The following is a 20327-nucleotide window of genomic DNA, read 5'->3' as shown; positions in this document are numbered from 1 at the left end:
GGCAGTAACGTTGGACATCGCGCTTACCCGAGCATCGGTGGCATACCGAGCGGCCACGGGTTGTCGGGATGACGAGCCAGCGTGCGGCGTGCGAGCGGCGCGCCTTCGAGATGCTCAGGCCCATGCGCAAGCACGTCTGCAAGCGGTCTGATCGCATCCATGTGACCACCGAGCTCGCGATAGGCATCGAGCGTCATCGAGAATTCGATCGGGGCGACGATCGCCGGTGTCGGCACGGTGCCAAACGAACGATCGGGCATGCGCGCCACGTCCACCATGACTGTGATACCGCCACCGGGCCACACATAGGCGGGCGCACCGCCGCACGTCACGTTGACGAGACGCTCCTTGATCGCACGCGTGAGACGCACCGGGTTCTCGGTCGCGCCCGCGCGCAGACTGCCGCCTGCACCGCCAATGAACAGCACGGTAGCCAGCGACGGCTCGCAGTTCTCGCCGATCCGCTCGACGGTCTGACGCACGGTGTCGGGCATCTGCGCGGGCCGCGGCACCAGGTCGCTGTCGAGTTCATACCATTGCGCGTGCTCGCCGGTCGTCGACACCATCAATATGCGCATGCCGGGACGTGCCACTGCCGGATCGAATCCTTCGACGATCGCGAGCGGGTCCTGGATGTCGGTGCCACCCCAGCCGGTGCCGGGGTTCGCCACCTGAAAGTAGCGGCCCGGTGTCGATTTGCGGCCACGGATTTTCAGACCCGAACGCGTCATGCCGAGACAGCGCCCTGCCTGATGCTCTGTCAGCACACCGGTAATGTGATCGTCGACAACGACGACTTCATCGACATGACCGAACCACTGTTTGGCAAAGATGCCGATCGTGGCCGAACCGCAACCCACCCGCATACGCCGCTCTTCGACACCATCGACAACCGGCGCGGCGCCTGCGCGAATCACGAGGCTCGCACCGCCGTCGATCGTTAGTTCAACCGCTTCCTTGTTGCCGAGCGCGAGCATCATGTCGCAGGTCACGCGCCCTTCTTTCTTGCTGCCGCCGGTCAGATGATGCACGCCGCCAAGGCTCAGCATCTGCGAACCATATTCGGCAGTGGTCACGTGGCCGACGATCTCACCATGGCAACGCACATTCGATTGTTCCGGCCCGAGGAAGCGGTCGGTGTCGATTTTCACCTTGAAACTGCAGTAGCTGAAGATGCCCTCGGTGACAACGGTCACCATATCGACACCTTCGTGCCGCGACGACACGATGAAAGGCGCGGGCTTGTAGTCGGGGTAAGTGGACGATGCGCCGACGCCGGTCACAAATAACGGAGCGCTGTTGTCGGCACTGGTCTGCGCCTGCGCATCCGCATCTGCGCTAAAACCGATCGCCGTCGGCTCAGTCGCATCGGCCGCGCGCGACACGAAGCACACCGGGTCGACGCGGATCAACCGGCCATCCGCGTTCGCATAGCGATCGCAGGCGCCGGTGCGCCCTTCCGATATCTGGCACAACACGGGGCACGCATTGCATTCGATCTTGTTCACCGCCATCCGCTCGCTGCGCGGCGCGGCTTTTTCGAGCACGGTCGGACCGGGCGTCGTGGCAGTAGCGCCATCGACACGATCTGCACCGAAATCGACCTTCGTATGTTCAGTCATGGGTGGGGTTCCATACGACGACATTACATCAGGCCCTGCACGGCGAACGAAAGCACCTTGTTTCATGGCACTTTCTCGCAAAACACAGCATCTGCAATTTTGAAAAATGTTGCGGTCACTCACCGTTCGTGTAGTATCCGCTACACCAAACTTGCTTGAAATCTACTCGATCAAAATAGACTGCGCAACGTCTTTTCCCCGCCCGGTTGCGATGCTGCGCCGCGCCATTTCGCGCGTCTCGCACCGTGCAGAAGGAGTCTTGCCGTGACTCATGTCGTAACCGAGGCCTGCATTCGCTGTCGTTATACCGATTGCGTCGATGTGTGCCCCGTGGATTGCTTCCACGCCGGGCCGAACATGCTGGTGATCGACCCCGACGAATGCATCGACTGTGCGGTGTGCATTCCGGAGTGTCCGGTCAATGCAATTTACGCCGAAGACGATCTGCCTGCAGGGCAGCAGGCTTTTGTCGCGCTCAACGCGGAGCTGGCAACCGTCTTTCCTGTCATCACTAAAGCCGTGCCGCCACTGCCCGATGCCGACGCGTGGAAAGACGTGACGAACAAGCTGCCGATGCTGGAACGCTGAAGCGCACGGCCGTGCGCTTCAGCGTGTTCTCTCGCTGTTGTTCCTTCAATCATCTCTCTGAGGAGAAACCATGAACGAGGTCGTCGATCAACCGACTCAGCCCGTCACCCGCGCCGAACCGCCAACGCCCATCGAAACCGACGCATTGATCGTCGGTGCCGGGCCGGTCGGCCTTTTCCAGGTGTTCGAGCTGGGTCTGCTGGAAATTCGTGCTCATGTAATCGATTCGCTGCCGGTTGTAGGTGGCCAGTGCGTCGAGCTGTATCCGGACAAACCGATCTATGACATACCCGCCGTGCCGATGTGCACCGGCCAGGAACTCGCTGACAACCTGATGAAGCAGATCGAGCCGTTCGGCGCGACGTTTCATCTTGGACAGGAAGTACAGACTGTCGAGCGTCTCGACGACGGACGCTTCTTTGTGCGTACGAGCAAAAACACCGAATTCATCACGAAGACGATCTTCATCGCCGCCGGCGTCGGCTCGTTCCAGCCGCGCACGCTGAAAGTGCCCGGTATCGACAGGCATCATGGGCGGCAGCTGTTTTACCGGGTACGCGACCCCGAACTCTTTCGCGACAAAGACATCGTGATCTGCGGCGGCGGCGATTCGGCGCTGGACTGGGCACTCAATCTGGTCGACGTCGCGCAAAGCGTGGTGCTCGTGCACCGGCGCGACGATTTCCGCGCAGCGCCTGCTTCGGTGGCGAAGATGCGCGCGCTGTGCGACGAGATGTCGATGCAATGCCTGATCGGCCAGGTCAACGGTTTCGAAGATCGCGGCGACGCGCTGCATCGGCTCAAGGTAACGGGTGGCGATGGCGTGACACGCACGCTCGAACTCGATCACCTGCTGGTTTTCTTCGGCCTGTCGCCGCAGCTTGGCCCGATTGCGCAGTGGGGCCTTGGCATCGAGCGCAAACAGATCGGCGTCAACACCGAGAAGTTCGAGACGAACGTGCCGGGCATCTTCGCCGTCGGCGATATCAATACCTATCCGGGCAAGAAGAAACTGATCCTGTCGGGCTTTCATGAAGCGGCGCTCGCCGCGTTCGGCGCAGCGCCCTACATCTTCCCGGACAAGAAGATCCACATGCAGTACACGACGACCAGCACGAAGCTGCACAAGGTGCTAGGCGTCGAAACGCCAGTGTTCGATTGAAGCGCGCCTGGTTATGATGGCATCGCGCCGGTCGCAAATGTGGCCGGCGCGTCTTCCATCTAAGGAATCCGATCCGTGATTAGAGGCCGCCAATGAGTCCTACCGCCGTCCGCAAACCCGGTGCTACCGGCATTCGTGCGAAACAGGCACAGGACACGCGCGCGAAGATCCTAAAGGCTGCTATCCGGGTGTTTGCTAAACAGGGTTATGCGAGCGGCCGTGTGGAGAGCATCTCGAAGGCAGCACGGTCACACGACCGGATGATCTACTACTACTTCGGCAGCAAGGAACAGTTGTTCATCGAAGTGCTGGAAACAATCTACACGCAGTTCAACGAAGCCGAAAGCAAGCTGGATCTTGACTTGGAAGACCCCGTCCACGGGCTTTCGCAAATGGTCGAATTCGTCTGGCAGTACTACCTCGATCACCCGGAGTTCGTCACGCTACTGTCGAGCGAGAACCTGCATCAGGGCAAACATGCGAAGAAGTCGTCGAAGCTGCGGGAAATTTCCGGGTTTGCGATTTCGGTCGTGCAGCGCCTGCTCGATGCGGGCCGCGCACAGGGGGTGTTCCGCTCGAACATTGCTGCACGCGATGTGTACATCATGATCGCGTCGCTTGGGTACTTCTATAACGCGAACCAGTACACGTTGAGCGCGTTTCTTGGCGAAACGTTGATGGACAAGGCCGCGCTCGCGCACTGGCGCGAGATGATCAAGGAGACGGTGTTGCGTGCGGTGTTGCTCAACGTGCCGGTGGAGTCATCGTTGCCCTCGGGCGACGACGCAGCGTGCGCGTGAAGAAGCACAAGCTGTTGCGTTGCCCTGCAATCGTTCTTACGTCTGCGCCGCGTCTTCCTCACGAAACAGCTTGTCGGCAAGATGAAACGCCGCATTCCCCGCCGGCACGCCGCAATAAATTGCCGCCTGTAGCAGCACTTCCTTGATCTCATCGCGGCTCACGCCATTGTTCTTCGCGGCCCGCAGATGCAGCGCGAGTTCTTCGCTACGATTCAACGCGACCAGCATCGCGATCGTCAGCAGGCTGCGCGTGTGGCGCGGCAAACCATCGCGTGTCCAGATCTCGCCCCACGCATGGCGCGTGATCAGGTTCTGGAACTCTTCGGTGAATTCAGTGCGATTCGCCAGCGACCGGTCGACATGCGCATCGCCCAGTACCGCGCGCCGCACTTCCAGTCCCGCTGCATAGCGCTCGTCTTCAGTCATCATGGCTCCGTGAGGAAATCGAGCGCGGCCTTCGTAAATGCGTCGGCCCGCTCGATGTTCGAAATGTGCGACGCGTCCAGCTCGAGATATCGCGCACCGGGAATTGCAGCGGCCAGCTCGCGCCCCTGCTCGGCTTTCGCGGCGAGGTCGTGCGTGCCGCCGATCACGAGCGCAGGCGCCTTGATGTTCGGCGCTTCGGGACGCAGATCGGTGGCATCGATTGCTTCGCAATTCAACGCGTAGCCTTCCTTGTCGGTATGCGCGAAGACATCGCGAATCGCCGCTAGCACCAGTGGCTCGCGCGCGATGAATTCGGCGGTAAACCAGCGTGGTAACACGGCCTCGGCAAGCGCAACCATGCCTTCGTCGCGTGCGCGCGCAGCACGTGGCACCCAGACTTCCGGAGAACCGATACGTGCTGCCGTATTCGCCAGCACCACGCGATCGATGCGCTCACCGTGGCGTGCAGCAAGCGCGACGCCGGTCAGTCCGCCCATCGATATGCCCGCAAAATGCGCGCGACCGATCTTCAGCGTGTCCATCAGACCAAGCACGTCGCCTGCGAGCTGATCGATCGTGTAGGGCCCCTTCGGCGTTTCCGAATGACCGTGGCCACGCGTGTCGTAACGCAGCACGCGAAACTGCTTCGACAGCGGCTCGACCTGCGGTGTCCACATCGACAGATCGCTGCCGAGCGAATTCGACAGCACGATCCACGGTGCGCTACCGTGACGATCGCCGTCGATCCGATAGTGAAGCTCTGTGCCGTTGACTGCGGCGTAGGGCATGCCCGTTACTCCTTTGAAAGCGCGCGGCTCTCACGCGTAGCGTGAAGGGTGAGCACCGCATCGACATACGCGTGCGCGGAGCCGACGTAATGAGCGGGATCGAGCAGACGCTTCAGTTCGTCTACCGACAGATGTTGAGTGACTTCGGCATCGGCGCACAACACGTCGAGCAGTGGCTGCCCAGTACTCACCGCAGTCTTCGATGCATGCTCGACCCGCTGATGCGCATCGAGCCTACCGATCCTGTCGCCGAGCGCGAGCATCACCGCTTCGCCGAGTATCAGTCCGTGCGTGACCTGGAGATTCGCGGCAAGGCGCCCGACGTTCACGTCGAGGCCACTGGTAATCTGTTCGATATTCGCCAGTGCGCCACCCGCGAGCCGCGCGAGATCCGGCAGCGCATCCCATTCGGCCTGCCAGCCGCCGAGTGCGCGCTCATGCTCCTGCACCATGCCGGCAAGCACCGTCGCGACGAGACCGGGCGCGCGCGTCGCGGCGGTGAGCACCGCTGCACAGCCCACCGGGTTGCGCTTATGCGGCATCGTCGATGAACCGCCCTTGCCTGCGGCCGCGGGCTCCGCGAGTTCGCCGATTTCGGTCTGCATCTGCAGAGAGATGTCGCGGGCGATCTTGCCGAGTGTGCCGATCAACATGCCGAAGCTCGACGCAGCGTCGGCGATGCGATCGCGCTGCGTGTGCCACGGCAACGCGGGCTCGGCGAGATCGAGTTCTTTTGCCAGTGAGCGTGTGACGTCCAGCGCCGCATCGCGCAGGCTGGCTAGCGTGCCGGCCGCGCCGCCGAACTGCAGCACCAGTGTGCGTGCGCGCACAGCGTCGAGCCGCTCACGATGCCGCAGCAGCGCATCGAGCCACTGCGCGAACTTCAATCCGAGCGTGATCGGCAGCGCCTGTTGCAGCCAGGTGCGACCGACCGCAGGCGTCGCGCGATGCGTGCGAGCCAGCGTGGCAAGTGTCGAGCAGGTGGACTGCAGCCCGCGATCGAGCAGAGCAAACGTGCTGCGTAGTTGTAGCACGGTAGCGGTATCGATGATGTCCTGGCTTGTCGCGCCCCAGTGCACGTATTTCGCGGCCTGCGGGTCGGCGGCTTTTACGCGGGCCGTGAGTTGCTTGACGAGGGGGATGGCGAGGTTGCCGCCCAGCGCCGCATCGTGAACGAGCGCATCGGCGTCGAGTTGATCGGCGTGGCACGCGGCCTCGATCGCCGCGACGGCGGCCTGCGGGATCACGCGATGCGCCGCCGATGCGCGCGCCAACGCTGCTTCGACATCGAGCATCCGCTGCAGCGTCGCACGCGGCGACCAGATGTCGTTCATCGGTTGGGTGCCGCAGATGAGACCGGTCAGACGGGCGCTATCTTCGAGCATGGTGACTTCGACGGGACGAGAAAGCCTTAAAGGAGCCGCATGCCGCCCAGCGGGATGCACTCAGATTTTGCAGGCTGAACGAAAGGCTGTTCGCGCAACCCGCGGCCAGTTGCGGCTTCATTGTCGCCGAAGCCCGCGCAGAGGTCACGCGGCGCGCGCAGCCTGCGTACCGTCAATCAGCGCAATACCGGTCAACTTTTGCAGCGCATCGAAACCGAGATCGGAGACGATCTCGCGCACAACCAGCCCGCCCGCGGTCACATCGATCACCGCGAGATCGGTATAGATACGATCGACGCAACCGACACCCGTCACCGGATACGAGCACTCGCCGACGATCTTGCTCTCGCCCTGCTTGGTCAGGTGCTCCATCATCACGTAGACCTGTTTGGCGCCGATCGCGAGATCCATAGCACCGCCTACCGCGGGGATCGCGTCCGGTGCACCGGTGTGCCAGTTCGCGAGATCGCCAGTGGCCGAGACCTGGAACGCGCCGAGCACGCAAAAGTCGAGATGGCCGCCGCGCATCATCGCGAACGAATCTGCGTGATGGAAGAACGCCCCGCCGGTCAGCAGCGTGACGTGCTGCTTGCCGGCGTTGATCAGCTCATCGTCTTCCTCGCCGGGCGCCGGTGCCGGGCCCATGCCAAGCAAGCCGTTCTCGCTGTGCAGGAAGATTTCCTTGTTCGCATCGAGGTGGTTCGCCACCAGCGTCGGCACGCCGATGCCGAGATTTACGTAGGCGCCTTCAGGAATGTCCTGGGCGACGCGTTGCGCCATTTCATCGCGGGTCAGTTTCTTCATGTCGGATCTCCGGTGCTCAGGCGGCCTGGCCGGTGGCTTGCACGTCGTATGCTTCGCCATGCGCGGCCTGCCGCACTTCGATCACACGTTGCACGAATATGCCGGGCGTGACGATCACTTCGGGATCGAGCGCACCGAGCGGCACGACTTCCGACACCTGCGCGATCGCGACCTTCGCCGCACTCGCCATGATCGGCCCGAAGTTACGTGCGGTCTTGCGATAAACCAGGTTGCCCCAACGATCGCCACGATGCGCCTTGATCAGCGCGAAATCCGCGGGCAACGGTGCTTCCAGCACATAGTGACGACCGTCGATCAGGCGCGTCTCCTTACCTTCAGCCAGCTTCGTGCCATAGCCAGTCGGCGTGAAGAAGCCACCGATACCCGCGCCAGCCGCACGAATTCGTTCGGCGAGATTGCCCTGCGGGACCAGCTCGAGCTCGATTTCGCCAGCACGATACAGCGCATCGAATACATACGAGTCGGTCTGACGCGGAAACGAACAGATGATCTTGCGCACGCGCTTTGCCTTCAGCAACGCGGCAAGACCAACGTCGCCATTGCCGGCGTTGTTGTTGACGATGGTCAGGTTGCGCGCGCCTTGCGCGATCAGCGCGTCGATCAGTTCGGACGGCATGCCCGCGGTACCAAAGCCACCGATCATCACGGTCGCGCCATCATGAACATCGGCCACCGCAGCCTGAAGGGAATCGAAAATCTTGTTGATCATGTCGAATGTCCTCTAGCGACGCGTCGCCGACCTCGGTGCTCGTGGGTTGGACAATCTGCGCGTCTTGCTGCCGACCTTCGTGGTCGGCGAAATGTTCGCTAAAAGAACTCACATTCGTTTAACGAACATTGTGAGGCATTATCCGTGGCGCTTCGCCCGCTTGTCAAGGCAGCCTTTCTCGGGCATGGTTGCTCTTCCCACTATATGCCAGCGCGATTTATCCGCTAGCGTGTATACGGTTTCTCCATACAGCCCGCGATACTGCCCGGCTACCCGGCCATGCAAGAGCTCGATCTCAATCTGATTCCCTACCTCGTCGCGATGGAAGACACGCGCAACGTGAGCCGCGCCGCCGAGCACCTCGGCGTGAGCCAGCCGCGCGTGAGCACTGCGCTCGGCCGGTTGCGCGATTACTTTGGCGATCCGCTTTTCGTGCGCACCTCGCGTGGCATGGAGCCTACGCCGCGTGCACTCGCGCTGCTGCCCGCTGCGCGCGACGCACTAATGCGCATCGAAAAAGGCATGCTCGACGCGCAGGATTTCGCGCCGGCCACGAGCACCTATACGTTTTCGATTGCGCTGTCGGATGTCGGCGAGATCGTGTTCCTGCCGCGCCTGCTGCAGACGCTCGCCGAGCGCGCGCCGCACGCGAACCTGCGCTCCGTATCGCTACCGCCTGCACACGTGGAGCGCGGCCTGGAATCCGGCGATGTCGATCTGGCGATCGGCTACTTCCCTGATCTGTCGGGCAATAACTTCTTCCAGCAGCGGCTCTTCTCGCATCGCTTCATCTGCATGATGCGCAGCGGCCACCCGCTCGCAAGCGCGCCGCTTACGCTCGCCCAGTTCGTTGCTGCGGGACATGCGGTAGTCCGCGCGGAAGGACGCAGCCAGGAAGTGCTCGAGAAGTTTCTCGAGAAGAAACGCATCCGTCGTCGTGCGGTGCTGGAAACACCGCACTTCATGAGCCTGCCGTTCATCCTCGCGCGCACCGACCTGATCGCGACCGTACCGCACGCGATCGGCTTCGCGTACGTGACGGAGCACGCGTCGATCACGCTCGTCGAGCCGCCGCTCGTCCTGCCGCGTTTCGATTTGCGGCAGCACTGGCATCGCAAGTATCACAACGATCCGCGCACGAACTGGCTGCGGGGCGTCGTGTCCGAACTGTTCAACGATGCGCTGGATGAATGGCCGAAGTGATAGACAAGGATGCATGACCCTACCGGCGACATCGCGATGCGCCACGTACTGCAAAACATGGAACAATGGCCGCATCGTGCAACCCGCGTGTCCCCGGTGACGTGACAGGAGTAAAGAATGAACAGCAAAGCCGGCAAGGTCCGCGCAATCCGCACAACCGCGAAGGCGAAGCCTGCCGAGACGCCTGTGCGCCCCACTCGTGAAGAAGCCGAAGCAGCCGTTCGTACGCTGCTGCGCTGGGCCGGCGACGACCCGCAGCGCGAAGGGCTGCTCGATACGCCGGCGCGTGTGGTCCGTTCCTATGAAGAATTCTTCGCAGGTTATTCGGTCGATCCGCGTGACGTTCTGGCGCGCACGTTCTCGGAGGTCGACGGTTATGACGAGATGATCGTGTTAAAGGACATTCGCTTCGAGAGTTATTGCGAACATCATATGGTGCCGATTATTGGTCGGGCGCACGTTGCGTATCTGCCGCAGCATCGGGTGGTGGGTATTTCGAAGCTTGCGCGGCTGGTGGATGCGTTTGCCAAGCGGCTGCAGATTCAGGAGAAGATGACGGCGCAGATCGCCGATACGCTTAATGAGGTGTTGCAGCCTCGAGGCGTTGGCGTGATTCTCGAGGCGTCGCATCAGTGTATGTCTACGCGCGGTGTGCATAAGGCCGGTGTCGCTATGGTTACCTCGCGGATGCTCGGGGCGTTTCGGAATGATGCCTCTACGAGGCGGGAGTTTCTCGCTATTGTTAATGGGCCGCCTTCTGTTGGTATAGCTAATACTTGATTTTTTTGCCTTCAGCGGCGGCTCTTCGCTAACGCCTCGCGGCTGGTTTTTTTTGCCTCTGCAGGCGGCTCGTTATTGGCGCCTCGCGGCGCAGGCGTTGCCCCTGTGCGGGGCGGCACCTTCTTTCTTTGCCGCGGCAAAGAAAGAAGGCAAAGAAAGCCGCTCGAGACGTTACCTAGTCCTTTCCGTGTGTCGCCTTCGTGGCTCGCATCTAAGTGTCGTCCTTGCATTGACGCGGCAGTGGTCCGAGACGAGATCATCCTTCGCACCTCCAACGATAGTGACAAGGCCGTCATTCATCCCGCTCGCACTGCGTGCTCGCGGTCGGGTGACCACAGTGGAAGACTACGGTGACTGCGGAGGGCGTTGACAAACGCAGCGGAGAAAATATCTGAGAAAGGTCGATGCTCGGATGGACAGGTAGGCACATCTCAGTCGCTGCAAAAACTTTAGCTCCGCATCCGGTCACCACGATGTTCAACCTGCTGTGCTCGGTGCACGCAGTCGTCGGCCGAACGTTGCTAGCCATACCGCCGCCAGCACGCATGCAACGCCGGCCAGTTGCGAGCTCGTTACCGGTTCGTGCAGTACTAGCGCCGCCAACGACACCGCCGATACCGGTACGAGCGCCGTCATCAGGCCAGCTTCCGCGCCGCTCACGCGCGCAGCGCCCGCATACCACAGTACGAAGCCCGCGACCGTCGGTACCAGGGCGTAATACACGACACCGAGCAGCGCGTTTGCGTCGAACGGCAACGTCCACGGTCTTTCGAAACAGGCCGGCACTATCGCGACCGCCAGGCCGATGCCCGACATCAGTGCCGATAGCGGTAAGGCATCGACGGGGCGGCTCAGTTTGCGGTTCAGCAGGATGAAAAGTGCCTCGCACACAACCGCCGCAAATACGAGCGCGTTGCCCGTGAATGCGCCAGCGCCGCGTGAACTCGACAACTGGTCGAAATGGACCGTGCACGCGAGCACGCCCGTCGTCGCCAGCGCGATCGCGCCGATCAAGGACGGCGCTGGCCGTTCGCCGAGCGCAAACATCGCCACCGCCGCCGAGACCGCAGGCAAGGTCCCGGCGATCACGCCAGCATCGGCGGCCGACGCGAGCTTCATACCGCTGATCAGGAACACCGTGTAACCGACGCTACCCGCACCCGCCTGCGCGATGGCAAGCCACGCATCGCGGCGTGACAGGCGGGGCCAGCGCACGCGTCGCACACGCATCACGATGATGAAGACCGGAAACGCAATCGCAAACCGCAACGCGGTCGCCGAGAACGGCGGCAAACCCGCCGCGATCGCCTTGCTGACAACCACAGTGCTGCCGACGCCTATCATCGCCAGTCCGCAGAACAGATACCCGACATAACGCGAATTCATGCTCGTGCTTCCCTTCGTCAATGGAACAAGCACGCAGATTAATGTCCGCGCAGACAGTGGGTCTTGAACGAAATTGCAGCGCGCGCGCACGCGGTGTGCGGCAAGCAGAAAGTATCTAGCGAACCGCCGCCGAATACACGGCCGGCGTGACACCGAAGAGGCGCACGAACGCGCGCGTCATGTGGCTCTGATCAGCAAAACCCGCCGCAGCGGCTGCACTCGCGAGACCCATGCGGCTCGCGATCAGTCGTCGCGCCAGCATCACACGCCGCTGCATCTGGTATGCATGTGGCGGCAAACCCGTTTCGCGCGCAAACGCACGCAGCAACTGGAAACGACTCATGCCGGAATCGGCAGCCAGTTCGGCGAGCGTGAGCGTGGCGGACGGCTCGTCGTCGATGCGCGCCTTCGCCCGCGCAACAGGTGTAGTCGCTTGCCGTGCGGTACACAGTGCAACGGTGGTGTGATGTCTGCCGACGTGCGCAAACAGCGCCAGCAGTGCGTCCTCGCAAGCGAGCGAGTCAGCCGCTAATCCGCTTTCCACCGATACCGCAAACAAACGCTCGAACAGAACCTTCAACAACGCATCGCGGGCCACCGGCACCGTGAGTTCAAGCGAACGCGAAGGTATGTCGGCCAGTTCGCCCACCGCATCGAACACTAGCGACGGCTCGAAGTACAACATGCGCCACGCGCGGCCACGTTCATCGAGCGGGCTACCGTCGTGAATCTCGCCGGGATTCACAGTGATCACGTCGTTCGCGCGCGCCTCGACCGGGCCGCGACCGCTCGCCGATCGCTGGCCGCCTTGCGCAATCACGCCGATACCGAAGCGGTCGTGCGTGTGGCGGGCAAACGTTTGAGTAGTGCGCGCGACCGTCGCTTCGACACCGGCCAGTGCGCAGCGCGGCATCTGAACGCGTGCGCTAACGCCGGGCTGTCTGGTGCCCGCCGCTGCCGCACTACGAATGCCGCGCGCAATCATCAGTGCTTCCCATCGTCGGTACGCTCGCCTTCGCGGACTTTGCCCTGCGACACGCTACTGCCCGGCGGCACGCTGTGCGTGAGCCACACATTGCCGCCGATCACCGAGCCACGCCCAATCGTCACGCGACCGAGAATCGTCGCGCCCGCGTAGATCACGACGTCGTCCTCGACGATCGGATGTCGCGCATTGCCTTTCACGAGCGCACCGTCGAGGTCAGCGGCAAAGCTCTTCGCGCCGAGCGTCACGGCCTGATACACGCGCACGCGCTGGCCAATCACCGCCGTCTCTCCGATCACGACACCCGTACCGTGATCGATGAAAAAACTCGAGTCGATCTGCGCACCCGGGTGAATGTCGATGCCGGTTGCCGAATGCGCGATCTCGTTGATGAAGCGCGCGAGCAACGGCACGCCGAGCCGGTGCAGCGCATGCGCGAGGCGATGGTGCGTCATGGCCCATACGCCCGGATAGCAGAGCAGGATTTCGGTGATGTGCTGCGCGGCCGGATCGCCGGCGAATGCGGCCTGGATATCGCTCACCAGCAGCGCACGAATACCGGGCAACTGCGTGCCGAATTCGCGGGCGACATCGAACGCACGTATGCTCAGTGCTTCGTCGCTGGTTTGTGCATGTTCGGGCAGAAAGCGCAGCGCACGGCGAATCTGTTCGGAGAGCAGGCGCAACGTGCTTTCGAGTGTGTGGCCGACGTAATAGTCGACGCTTTCGTCGGTCAGATCGGCGGCGCCGTAGTGAGTTGGAAACAGCGCCGCGCGCAAGCCGCCAACAATATTGATCACCGCGTCACGCGAAGGTAGTTCGCGAATGCCGAGCGGATGGCGGGTACGGTGCAGTTGCTCGCGCGACGCGCGCAGGTCCGCGACGATCTGCTCGAGGCCCCAGTTGTGGGAAGGCACATTTGACATGGTGGACACGGCGCCGTACGACGGGGCACGGTTCAGAGTGAAGTGTCCTGAGAGATTACCTTGTTTTGCGGCGCCTCGCGCAACGTGCCTCTACCAGACAGGAGGCACTGTGCAGGCTACGCTGCGCCCGCTCAGATCGTCACGCTACTCGCGTCGATCCATCGCACTGCCCAGTCGCGGGCATGCGCGATCGCGGTGGCTTCGTCGGGAAATCGAAGGTCGGTTGGAAAAAAACGATTGGCAACGAGCTCGCCGTCGCTGGAACGGGAGATCACTACATAGGGTTGCCATGAGCCGTCGCCCACGTGTGCCGGCTCACAATTCAGCAAGTAGCCGCGATGTGTAAATGCAGCATCAAAGTGCATGAGTCACCCGCCCTGACTGCCTCGTATGATGGTTCGAAAGGCGCGCTGCCGCTGTGCATCCTCCACGCCGCAATAGCCCGAATTTCGCTGTTGCAGAATGCTGTTGCGGTGGGTGCTTCTGATGACCTGCAGAGTGTTCGGTGCGCGCCGGCTCGTCGGAGTATGATGATACTCTGTCGTAAAGTATCGTCCATTAAAAAAGTAAAAATTGACATTTGGTTCATAGAGCGAACGCACTTTTTTTACGGCGTTTTGCGTTGCTTACCCGGAACGGGTTTTGCTCACTCGTCAATGAAGGCCGCGACAACCGTCAAGGCCCGCATATTTCAGAGTGAGGAACGCAATGAACACAACCGATACCGACGATACGAACAAACATACCGTATCACGCGGGCTCAGTACAGAGCTACACAACGATCGTACGCATGACAGCACGGTCGACACCGACGGCAAGAATCGCGAGGCGGCGCGGCTCGCCGGACACGGCACGATCGGTCCCGACGAAGTGACACAAAGCAACGCGACACTCGACAACAGCGTTCCCGAAGCGCGCGACGGGATGGCGGGTTTCGACAGTCGCACGGGCGGTAACCATCTGCTGCTCGCGGTCGCGCCGGGCTACACGGTGATCGACCGGGGCATGGTCGAACCTGAATCGCCACACGCGTTCGATGAGGGTTTCGACAATCCGGATCTGCCATCCGGATACGAAACGCGCGGGCGCGAGCATTACGCGTTGAATCATCGGCGGCCGGCTCGCGTGATCGAGTTTCAGCGGATTAAATAATCGCGCGATGCAACGCACTGTTTGATTCAATCGACGAGCGGGCGCGCGCATGCGGATGCGCAGCGCGTGCATCGTTTCAATGCGGCACTGAGCGAGAACGCGTCGACTCGAATTCGATTCGAAACCTGGGGTTTCAGGACCCCGGCTTCGCGACGGCTTTTTCCCGCCGCGGCAGTCCGCGACAATCAGGAATGATTCACCATCCACTCGCGGGAGCAGAACATGAAGAAGATCGTCGTTATCGGTGCAACGGGTACGCTGGGCCAGGCCGTGGCCACGGCGTTGAAGGCTCGTCATGAAGTGATCGAAGTGGGGGCGACACGCGGCGCGCACCGCGTCGACGGCACCGATCCGGCGAGCATCGAGCAGTTGTTCCGCGAAATCGGCAAGGTTGACGGCATCGTCACGGCAACCGGTAAGCTGCACTTCGGGCCGCTACCTGACATGACCGTTGAGCAGTTCTGGATTGGCCTGCGCGACAAGCTGATGGGCCAGATCAACTTCGTGCTCGGCGCGCAGCGTTATGTAAACGATGGTGGTTCGTTCACGCTGACAAGCGGCATCGTCGGCGAAGAACCGATCCGCGAAGGCGCGAACGCGACGACCGTGAATCTCGCGCTCGCAGGCTTCGTGCGTGGCGCGGCGATCGAACTGCCGCGTGGCCTGCGCATCAACCTGGTGAGTCCGACTGTGCTGGTCGAATCGATGGATGCGTATGCGCCTTACTTCCGTGGCTTCGAACCGGTTACCGCACAACGCGCTGCGCAAGGTTACCTGCGCAGCGTCGAGGGAGCGGAGACAGGTCGGGTGTATCGCATCGGTTACTGAACGACGGACTGTCGGCTGATCGTCAACTGACCGTTCAAACAGCGGCAGCGCCGCGTCAGTGGATTTCCGGATCGCCCTGACGCGCGCCGCCGCGCTGCAGAAAATCGAAGTCGCAACCCTTGTCCGCCTGCATCACATGCACCTGATGCATCGCACCGTAGCCGCGCTCGAAGCGCGGCGCCGGCGCGACCCACGCAGCCTTGCGTCGGGCCAGCTCATCGTCGGCTACCAGCACGTTCAGTGTGCGACGCGGCACGTCGAGTTCGATCAGATCGCCGTCCTGCACCAGCGCGAACGGACCGCCGATAAACGACTCCGGTGCAACGTGCAGCACGCATGCACCGTAGCTCGTCCCGCTCATCCGCGCATCCGAGATGCGCAGCATGTCGCGCACACCCTTTTGCAGCAGCTTGCGCGGAATCGGCAGCTGGCCCCACTCGGGCATTCCCGGTGCGCCGATCGGCCCCGCATGTTGCAGGACGATCACGCAGGTCTCGTCGATATCGAGCGCATCGTCGTCGATACGTGCAGCCATATCGTTGTAATCGCGGAACACGACCGCGCGGCCGGTGTGCACGAGCAGCTTCGGATCGGCCGCACCCGGTTTGATCACCGCGCCGTCGGGCGCGATATTGCCGCGCAGCACTGCAAGGCCGTTGTCGGGTAGCAGCGGCGCGCTGCGTCGGCGGATCACATCGTCGTTGAATACCTGCGCACCCGCGATGTTCTCGCCGAGCGTGCGGCCGTTCACCGTTTTCTGCGAACCGTCGATCAGATCGCCGAGTTCGACGAGCATCGCCTGCAAACCGCCTGCGTAGAAGAAGTCTTCCATGAGGTAGGCACCGGTCGGCCGGATGTTGGCGAGCACCGGCACGCGACGCGCAATCTCATCGTAACGGTCGAGCGTCAGTTCGACACCTGCGCGACGCGCGAGCGCGATCATGTGGACGATCGCATTCGTCGATCCCGACAGCGCGAGGCAGGTCGTGACCGCATTGTCGATTGCGCCGGCTGTCACGATGTCGGACGGCTTCAGATCTTCCCAGACCATCTCGACGATGCGCATGCCGGTCTTCGCGGCCATCTGCGCGTGGCGCGAGTCGGGCGCCGGTAACGATGCGAAGCCAGGCAGCGTGAAGCCGAGCGCTTCGGCCGCGCTCGTCATCGTCGATGCGGTGCCCATCGTCATGCAGTGTCCTGGCGAGCGCGCAATGCCGCCTTCCACACCCTGCCAGTCTTCCTCGGTGATCTTGCCCGCGCGCAGATCGGCCCAGTATTTCCACGTGTCCGAACCCGAGCCGAGCGTCGCGCCGTTCCAGTTGCCGCGCAGCATCGGGCCGGCGGGCAGGAAGATAGTGGGCAGATCCATCGAGATCGCGCCCATCAGCAGCGCGGGCGTCGTCTTGTCGCAGCCGCCCATCAACACGACGCCGTCGGCCGGGTACGAACGCAGCGTTTCTTCGGCTTCCATCGCGAGGAAGTTGCGGTAAAGCATCGTAGTCGGCTTCTGGAACGGCTCGGACAGCGTCTGCACCGGCAGCTCGATCGGAAAACCACCGGCCTGCCAGATGCCGCGCTTCACTTCCTCCGCGCGCTGGCGGAAATGCGTATGGCACGGGTTCATCTCGCTCCACGTATTGAGGATCGCGATGACCGGTTTGCCCGCGTACTCTTCGCGGCTATAGCCCATCTGCGCAGTGCGCGAACGATGGCCGAACGAGCGCAGATCGTTGACGCCGTACCAGCGATGACTGCGCAGTTCCTCAGGGGTCTTTTTCTTTGTCACGTGTAGCTCCCAGCTTGATCGGGTCGTGGGCGAACGCGGTTCGTCCGACAGGTGGTGGACCGGCTCAGCGGCGCTGTTCCTTCACGCGCGAGACGATCTGCGTGGGGCTCACGAACTGCAGCGCAATCAGCACCCACACCAGGGTGATCGCCATGTAGATCATCGCCATCGCATCGATCGATTGCGGCGCGCGCACGCCGGTCGAAAACACCGCGTAGTAGAGCGCGACGACGAGCGTCTGCGTCGCCGGGCCGGCCGTGAAAAACGTCAGCTCGAACATGCCGATGGTGCGCACGAGCACCAGCAGCCCTGCGGCCAGCATACCCGGCACGAGCAGCGGCAGCAGCACATAGCGGAAATAGCGAAACGTGTTCGCACCGAAGATGCGTGCCGCGGACTCGAGCGCCGGATCGATCTGCTCGATGAACGGCGTCATGACGAGAATCACGAACGGTAGCGCCGGCACGAGGTTCGCGAGGATCACACCGCCCAGTGTGCCGGCCAGTCCGATGCTGTACATCGCGGTCGCCATCGGAATACCGTAGGTGACGGGCGGCACCATCAGCGGCAGCAGGAAAACGAGCATCGCGATGCGTTTGCCGCGAAACTGCACGCGCGCAAGTGCGTAGGCCGCAGGCACGCCGAGTGCGACCGACAGCAGCACGACCGCGCCAACGACTTCGACGGTGACCCAGAGTACGCTCGCGAGCTGGAAGTCGCCCCATGCCTGCGCGTACCAGCGCAGCGTGAAGCCTTGCGGCAGCAACGTGCCGAACCAGCGTGTCGCGAGCGAGTTGACGGCGACGGTGGCGATCAGCAGCACGACGTTCAGCAGGAAGAACAGCATCGTCCCCCATACCAGCGCGGTCCATGCGCGGCTGGCAAGACTTCTGTGCCGGCTGCCGTTGCGTGCAGGCGGAGCATCTTCTACGGCGGGTGCCTGCGGTAGCGAGACGGCGTGGCGATCGGTCGTCATCAGCCCTTCCCTCCGCTAACCGGTCCACGATAGAAGAAGCGCCGGGCACCGAGCATGCCCGCGACGACGATCAACTGCACGAAGCCCATCACGATCGCAATCGCCGAGGCAAGCGAGTAGTCGTAGCTCTCGAACGCCGCTTCCGCTGCGGCGATCGACATCACGCGAGTCGGGCCGGCCGGCGCACCGAGCAGCACCGCCGATGGAAACACGGAGAACGCCTGCACGAACGACAGACACGCGGCCATCGTCAGCCCAGGCACGAGTAGCGGCAGATAAATCTGCCGGAACTGCTGCCACGGGCTCGCGCCGAGCGTCGCGGCCGCGTTGGCCAGCGTCGGGTCGATGCCGGTCACGTACGAGAGCGTCAGCAGGAACGCGAAGGGAAACCCCGACACCACGAGCGAAATCAGCACACCCCAGTAGTTATGCGTGAGCCGTACTTCGTCCGTGTACAGATGCAGCGCGCGCAGCACCTGCGGAAACCAGCCGTTCGGCCCGAAGTACGTGAGCATGCCGTCGGCGATCAGCACGGTGCCGAGCGTAACGGGGATCACGAGCAGTGTCGTCACAAGCTTCTGATACGGTGAGTGGCGCCGCAGCGCGAATGCGACCGGCACCGATACGCCGACATTGATCAGCGTCGCGGGTACGGCGAGCTTAAGCGTGACGAGGACCGTCGGCCACATCGACGTGTCGGTGAAGAACGTGCGGTAGTTCGCCCACACGCCACCGCCGTTCATCGGTTGGAACGACAGGACGAGACCGTACACGAACGGGTAGACGAACAGCGCGAGGATAAGGATCAGCGCTGGAGCAACCAGCCAGGCTTTCGGATCGCGTGGCGCGGTGGGCGGCGCAAGGGTTGCGGTGTTCATCGTGCTTCGCTGCCGTCGTAGACGAGCGTACGCGCCGGCGGCACCCTTAAGCGCAAACGCTCACCGATAACAAATTCACCGGCGATGCGCGCCCACAGATCGCCGAACATCGTATGCACACGCAGCAGCGAGTCGTGACCGCCGTACTCCACCGTCGTGACGTCCGCATCGAAACTATTGTCGGTTCCTGGCGCAGCCAGTTCGATATCTTCGGGTCGCAGCGCAACGCACACGCGTTGACTGTCGAACCCGTCCATCGCAACACCAAGCAGGCGCACGCCACTCGCGTTCACTGCGACGCCATCGCCCTGCTGACCTTCGAGCGCAAACTCGAGCACGTTGCGATAGCCCATGAAACGCGCGACATGAAGATTCTTCGGCCGGCCATAGACTTCCTTCGGCGTCCCGACCTGCTGGACGACGCCCTCTTTCATCACGACGATGCGATCGGCCATCGACAGCGCCTCGTCCTGATCGTGCGTCACGTAAAGCGTCGCCCGTTCGAGCTGGCTATGAATACGGCGAATCTCCGCGCGCATTTCGATGCGCAGCTTCGTATCGAGATTCGATAGCGGTTCGTCCATCAACACGAGCGGCGGTTCGATCACGATCGCGCGGGCAATCGCGACGCGCTGCTGCTGCCCACCCGACAGCTGGCCAGGCAGCTTGCGTTCGTGGCCGACCAGTTGCACGAGTTGCAACGCATCGCGTGCGCGGCGCGCGGTTTCGCTCTTCGACACGCCGCGCATCTTCAGGCCGAAGCCGACGTTGTCGAGTACCGACATGTGTGGAAACAACGCGTAGTTCTGAAACACCATACCGAAGCCGCGCTTCTCGGGCGGCAACACATCGATGCGCGTTTCGTCGAGCCAGATGCCGCCGGACGTGAGCGGTTGCAGACCCGCGATGCAGTTGAGCGCCGTCGACTTGCCGCACCCCGAAGGCCCCAGCAACGCGATGAACTCGCCGCGCCGGATGTCGAGATCGAGTCCTTGAAGCGCCGCGACCGGATGGCCGTCGGCACTCGTGAAACTGCGGCTCACTGCTGCGAGCCGCAATTGCTCAAACTGATGCTTCATGACGATGTCCTGATGCGGACGACGGCATCGCGGGCCACCGTCC

General features: G+C 62.5%; 21 protein-coding genes. 7 read left to right on the top strand and 14 right to left on the bottom strand.

Going from position 1 to position 20327, the window contains the following annotated elements:
- Positions 1-23: 23 nt before the first annotated feature.
- Entirely contained in the window at positions 24-1622 is a 1599-nt protein-coding gene (locus tag M0D65_RS15970) for a 6-hydroxynicotinate reductase (RefSeq protein WP_266253556.1), read from the bottom strand.
- A gap of 264 nt (positions 1623-1886) precedes the next feature.
- Between M0D65_RS15970 and fdxA the strand changes: the two genes are divergently transcribed.
- The 3 genes from fdxA (at position 1887) to M0D65_RS15955 (ending at position 4172) form a co-directional block, all read left to right on the top strand.
- A complete protein-coding gene (gene fdxA / locus M0D65_RS15965) occupies positions 1887-2210 on the top strand; it encodes a ferredoxin FdxA (protein ID WP_266253555.1) in 324 nt (107 codons plus the stop codon).
- 70 nt (positions 2211-2280) lie between these two features.
- Positions 2281-3372: an NAD(P)/FAD-dependent oxidoreductase gene (locus M0D65_RS15960; RefSeq protein WP_091015134.1), complete on the top strand. Its 1092-nt coding sequence runs from the start codon at positions 2281-2283 to the stop codon at positions 3370-3372.
- Between the two features lie 92 nt (positions 3373-3464).
- Positions 3465-4172, top strand: coding sequence for a TetR family transcriptional regulator (locus M0D65_RS15955; protein WP_266253554.1), 708 nt, complete (start codon positions 3465-3467; stop codon positions 4170-4172).
- A gap of 36 nt (positions 4173-4208) precedes the next feature.
- Here M0D65_RS15955 and pcaC read toward each other — a convergent pair whose 3' ends face one another.
- From pcaC to M0D65_RS15930, 5 genes are all read right to left on the bottom strand, one after another.
- Positions 4209-4598, bottom strand: a complete 390-nt coding sequence (pcaC, locus tag M0D65_RS15950) for a 4-carboxymuconolactone decarboxylase (protein ID WP_266253784.1) — start codon at positions 4596-4598, stop codon at positions 4209-4211.
- Entirely contained in the window at positions 4598-5386 is a 789-nt protein-coding gene (pcaD, locus tag M0D65_RS15945; protein WP_266253553.1) for a 3-oxoadipate enol-lactonase, read from the bottom strand. Before pcaD ends, pcaC begins: the two co-directional genes overlap by 1 nt.
- A gap of 5 nt (positions 5387-5391) precedes the next feature.
- Complete coding sequence (locus M0D65_RS15940) at positions 5392-6771, bottom strand: 3-carboxy-cis,cis-muconate cycloisomerase (RefSeq protein ID WP_266253552.1); 1380 nt, start codon at positions 6769-6771, stop codon at positions 5392-5394.
- 144 nt (positions 6772-6915) lie between these two features.
- Positions 6916-7575, bottom strand: coding sequence for a 3-oxoacid CoA-transferase subunit B (locus tag M0D65_RS15935; protein ID WP_266253551.1), 660 nt, complete (start codon positions 7573-7575; stop codon positions 6916-6918).
- Between the two features lie 16 nt (positions 7576-7591).
- Entirely contained in the window at positions 7592-8305 is a 714-nt protein-coding gene (locus M0D65_RS15930) for a 3-oxoacid CoA-transferase subunit A (protein WP_266253550.1), read from the bottom strand.
- 279 nt (positions 8306-8584) lie between these two features.
- On the opposite strand from M0D65_RS15930, the gene M0D65_RS15925 reads away from it, so the two are divergent.
- Together M0D65_RS15925 and folE are read left to right on the top strand one after the other, a co-directional pair.
- Entirely contained in the window at positions 8585-9508 is a 924-nt protein-coding gene (locus M0D65_RS15925; protein ID WP_091015117.1) for a LysR family transcriptional regulator, read from the top strand.
- A gap of 117 nt (positions 9509-9625) precedes the next feature.
- Positions 9626-10288 carry a GTP cyclohydrolase I FolE gene (folE, locus tag M0D65_RS15920; RefSeq protein ID WP_266253549.1) on the top strand — a complete coding sequence of 221 codons (663 nt, stop codon included), beginning with the start codon at positions 9626-9628 and terminating at the stop codon, positions 10286-10288.
- Positions 10289-10765: 477 nt separating this feature from the next.
- On the opposite strand, the gene M0D65_RS15915 is transcribed toward folE, so the two are convergent.
- From M0D65_RS15915 to M0D65_RS15900, 4 genes are all read right to left on the bottom strand, one after another.
- Positions 10766-11674 carry a DMT family transporter gene (locus M0D65_RS15915; protein WP_266253548.1) on the bottom strand — a complete coding sequence of 303 codons (909 nt, stop codon included), beginning with the start codon at positions 11672-11674 and terminating at the stop codon, positions 10766-10768.
- A gap of 115 nt (positions 11675-11789) precedes the next feature.
- Positions 11790-12587 (bottom strand): AraC family transcriptional regulator, encoded by a 798-nt coding sequence (locus tag M0D65_RS15910; protein WP_266253547.1) that lies wholly within the window; start codon positions 12585-12587, stop codon positions 11790-11792.
- A gap of 71 nt (positions 12588-12658) precedes the next feature.
- Positions 12659-13585: a serine O-acetyltransferase EpsC gene (epsC, locus tag M0D65_RS15905; protein WP_091015108.1), complete on the bottom strand. Its 927-nt coding sequence runs from the start codon at positions 13583-13585 to the stop codon at positions 12659-12661.
- A 131-nt stretch (positions 13586-13716) separates the two neighbouring features.
- A complete protein-coding gene (locus M0D65_RS15900; protein ID WP_091015106.1) occupies positions 13717-13950 on the bottom strand; it encodes a hypothetical protein in 234 nt (77 codons plus the stop codon).
- 343 nt (positions 13951-14293) lie between these two features.
- On the opposite strand from M0D65_RS15900, the gene M0D65_RS15895 reads away from it, so the two are divergent.
- The gene (locus M0D65_RS15895; RefSeq protein ID WP_091015103.1) at positions 14294-14737 is read left to right on the top strand and encodes a DUF3005 domain-containing protein; all 444 of its coding nucleotides are present in this window, start codon (positions 14294-14296) and stop codon (positions 14735-14737) included.
- A 222-nt stretch (positions 14738-14959) separates the two neighbouring features.
- A complete protein-coding gene (locus M0D65_RS15890; RefSeq protein WP_266253546.1) occupies positions 14960-15565 on the top strand; it encodes a short chain dehydrogenase in 606 nt (201 codons plus the stop codon).
- Positions 15566-15620: 55 nt separating this feature from the next.
- On the opposite strand, the gene araD is transcribed toward M0D65_RS15890, so the two are convergent.
- The 4 genes from araD to M0D65_RS15870 form a co-directional block, all read right to left on the bottom strand.
- Positions 15621-17351: an L-arabinonate dehydratase gene (gene araD, locus M0D65_RS15885; RefSeq protein ID WP_266253545.1), complete on the bottom strand. Its 1731-nt coding sequence runs from the start codon at positions 17349-17351 to the stop codon at positions 15621-15623.
- 64 nt (positions 17352-17415) lie between these two features.
- Positions 17416-18198, bottom strand: a complete 783-nt coding sequence (locus M0D65_RS15880; protein ID WP_266253783.1) for an ABC transporter permease — start codon at positions 18196-18198, stop codon at positions 17416-17418.
- 128 nt (positions 18199-18326) lie between these two features.
- Entirely contained in the window at positions 18327-19205 is an 879-nt protein-coding gene (locus M0D65_RS15875) for an ABC transporter permease (protein WP_266253544.1), read from the bottom strand.
- Positions 19202-20284 (bottom strand): ABC transporter ATP-binding protein, encoded by a 1083-nt coding sequence (locus M0D65_RS15870; RefSeq protein WP_266253543.1) that lies wholly within the window; start codon positions 20282-20284, stop codon positions 19202-19204. The genes M0D65_RS15875 and M0D65_RS15870 overlap by 4 nt, the downstream gene beginning before the upstream one ends.
- Between the last annotated feature and the right edge of the window lie 43 nt (positions 20285-20327).

The sequence above is a fragment of the Paraburkholderia sp. CHISQ3 genome, from assembly GCF_030464945.1.
GTDB classification, from domain to species: Bacteria; Pseudomonadota; Gammaproteobacteria; order Burkholderiales; family Burkholderiaceae; genus Paraburkholderia; species Paraburkholderia megapolitana.
Note: the sequence above shows the minus strand (reverse complement) of the source record. Positions and strands in the feature narration are given on the sequence as shown.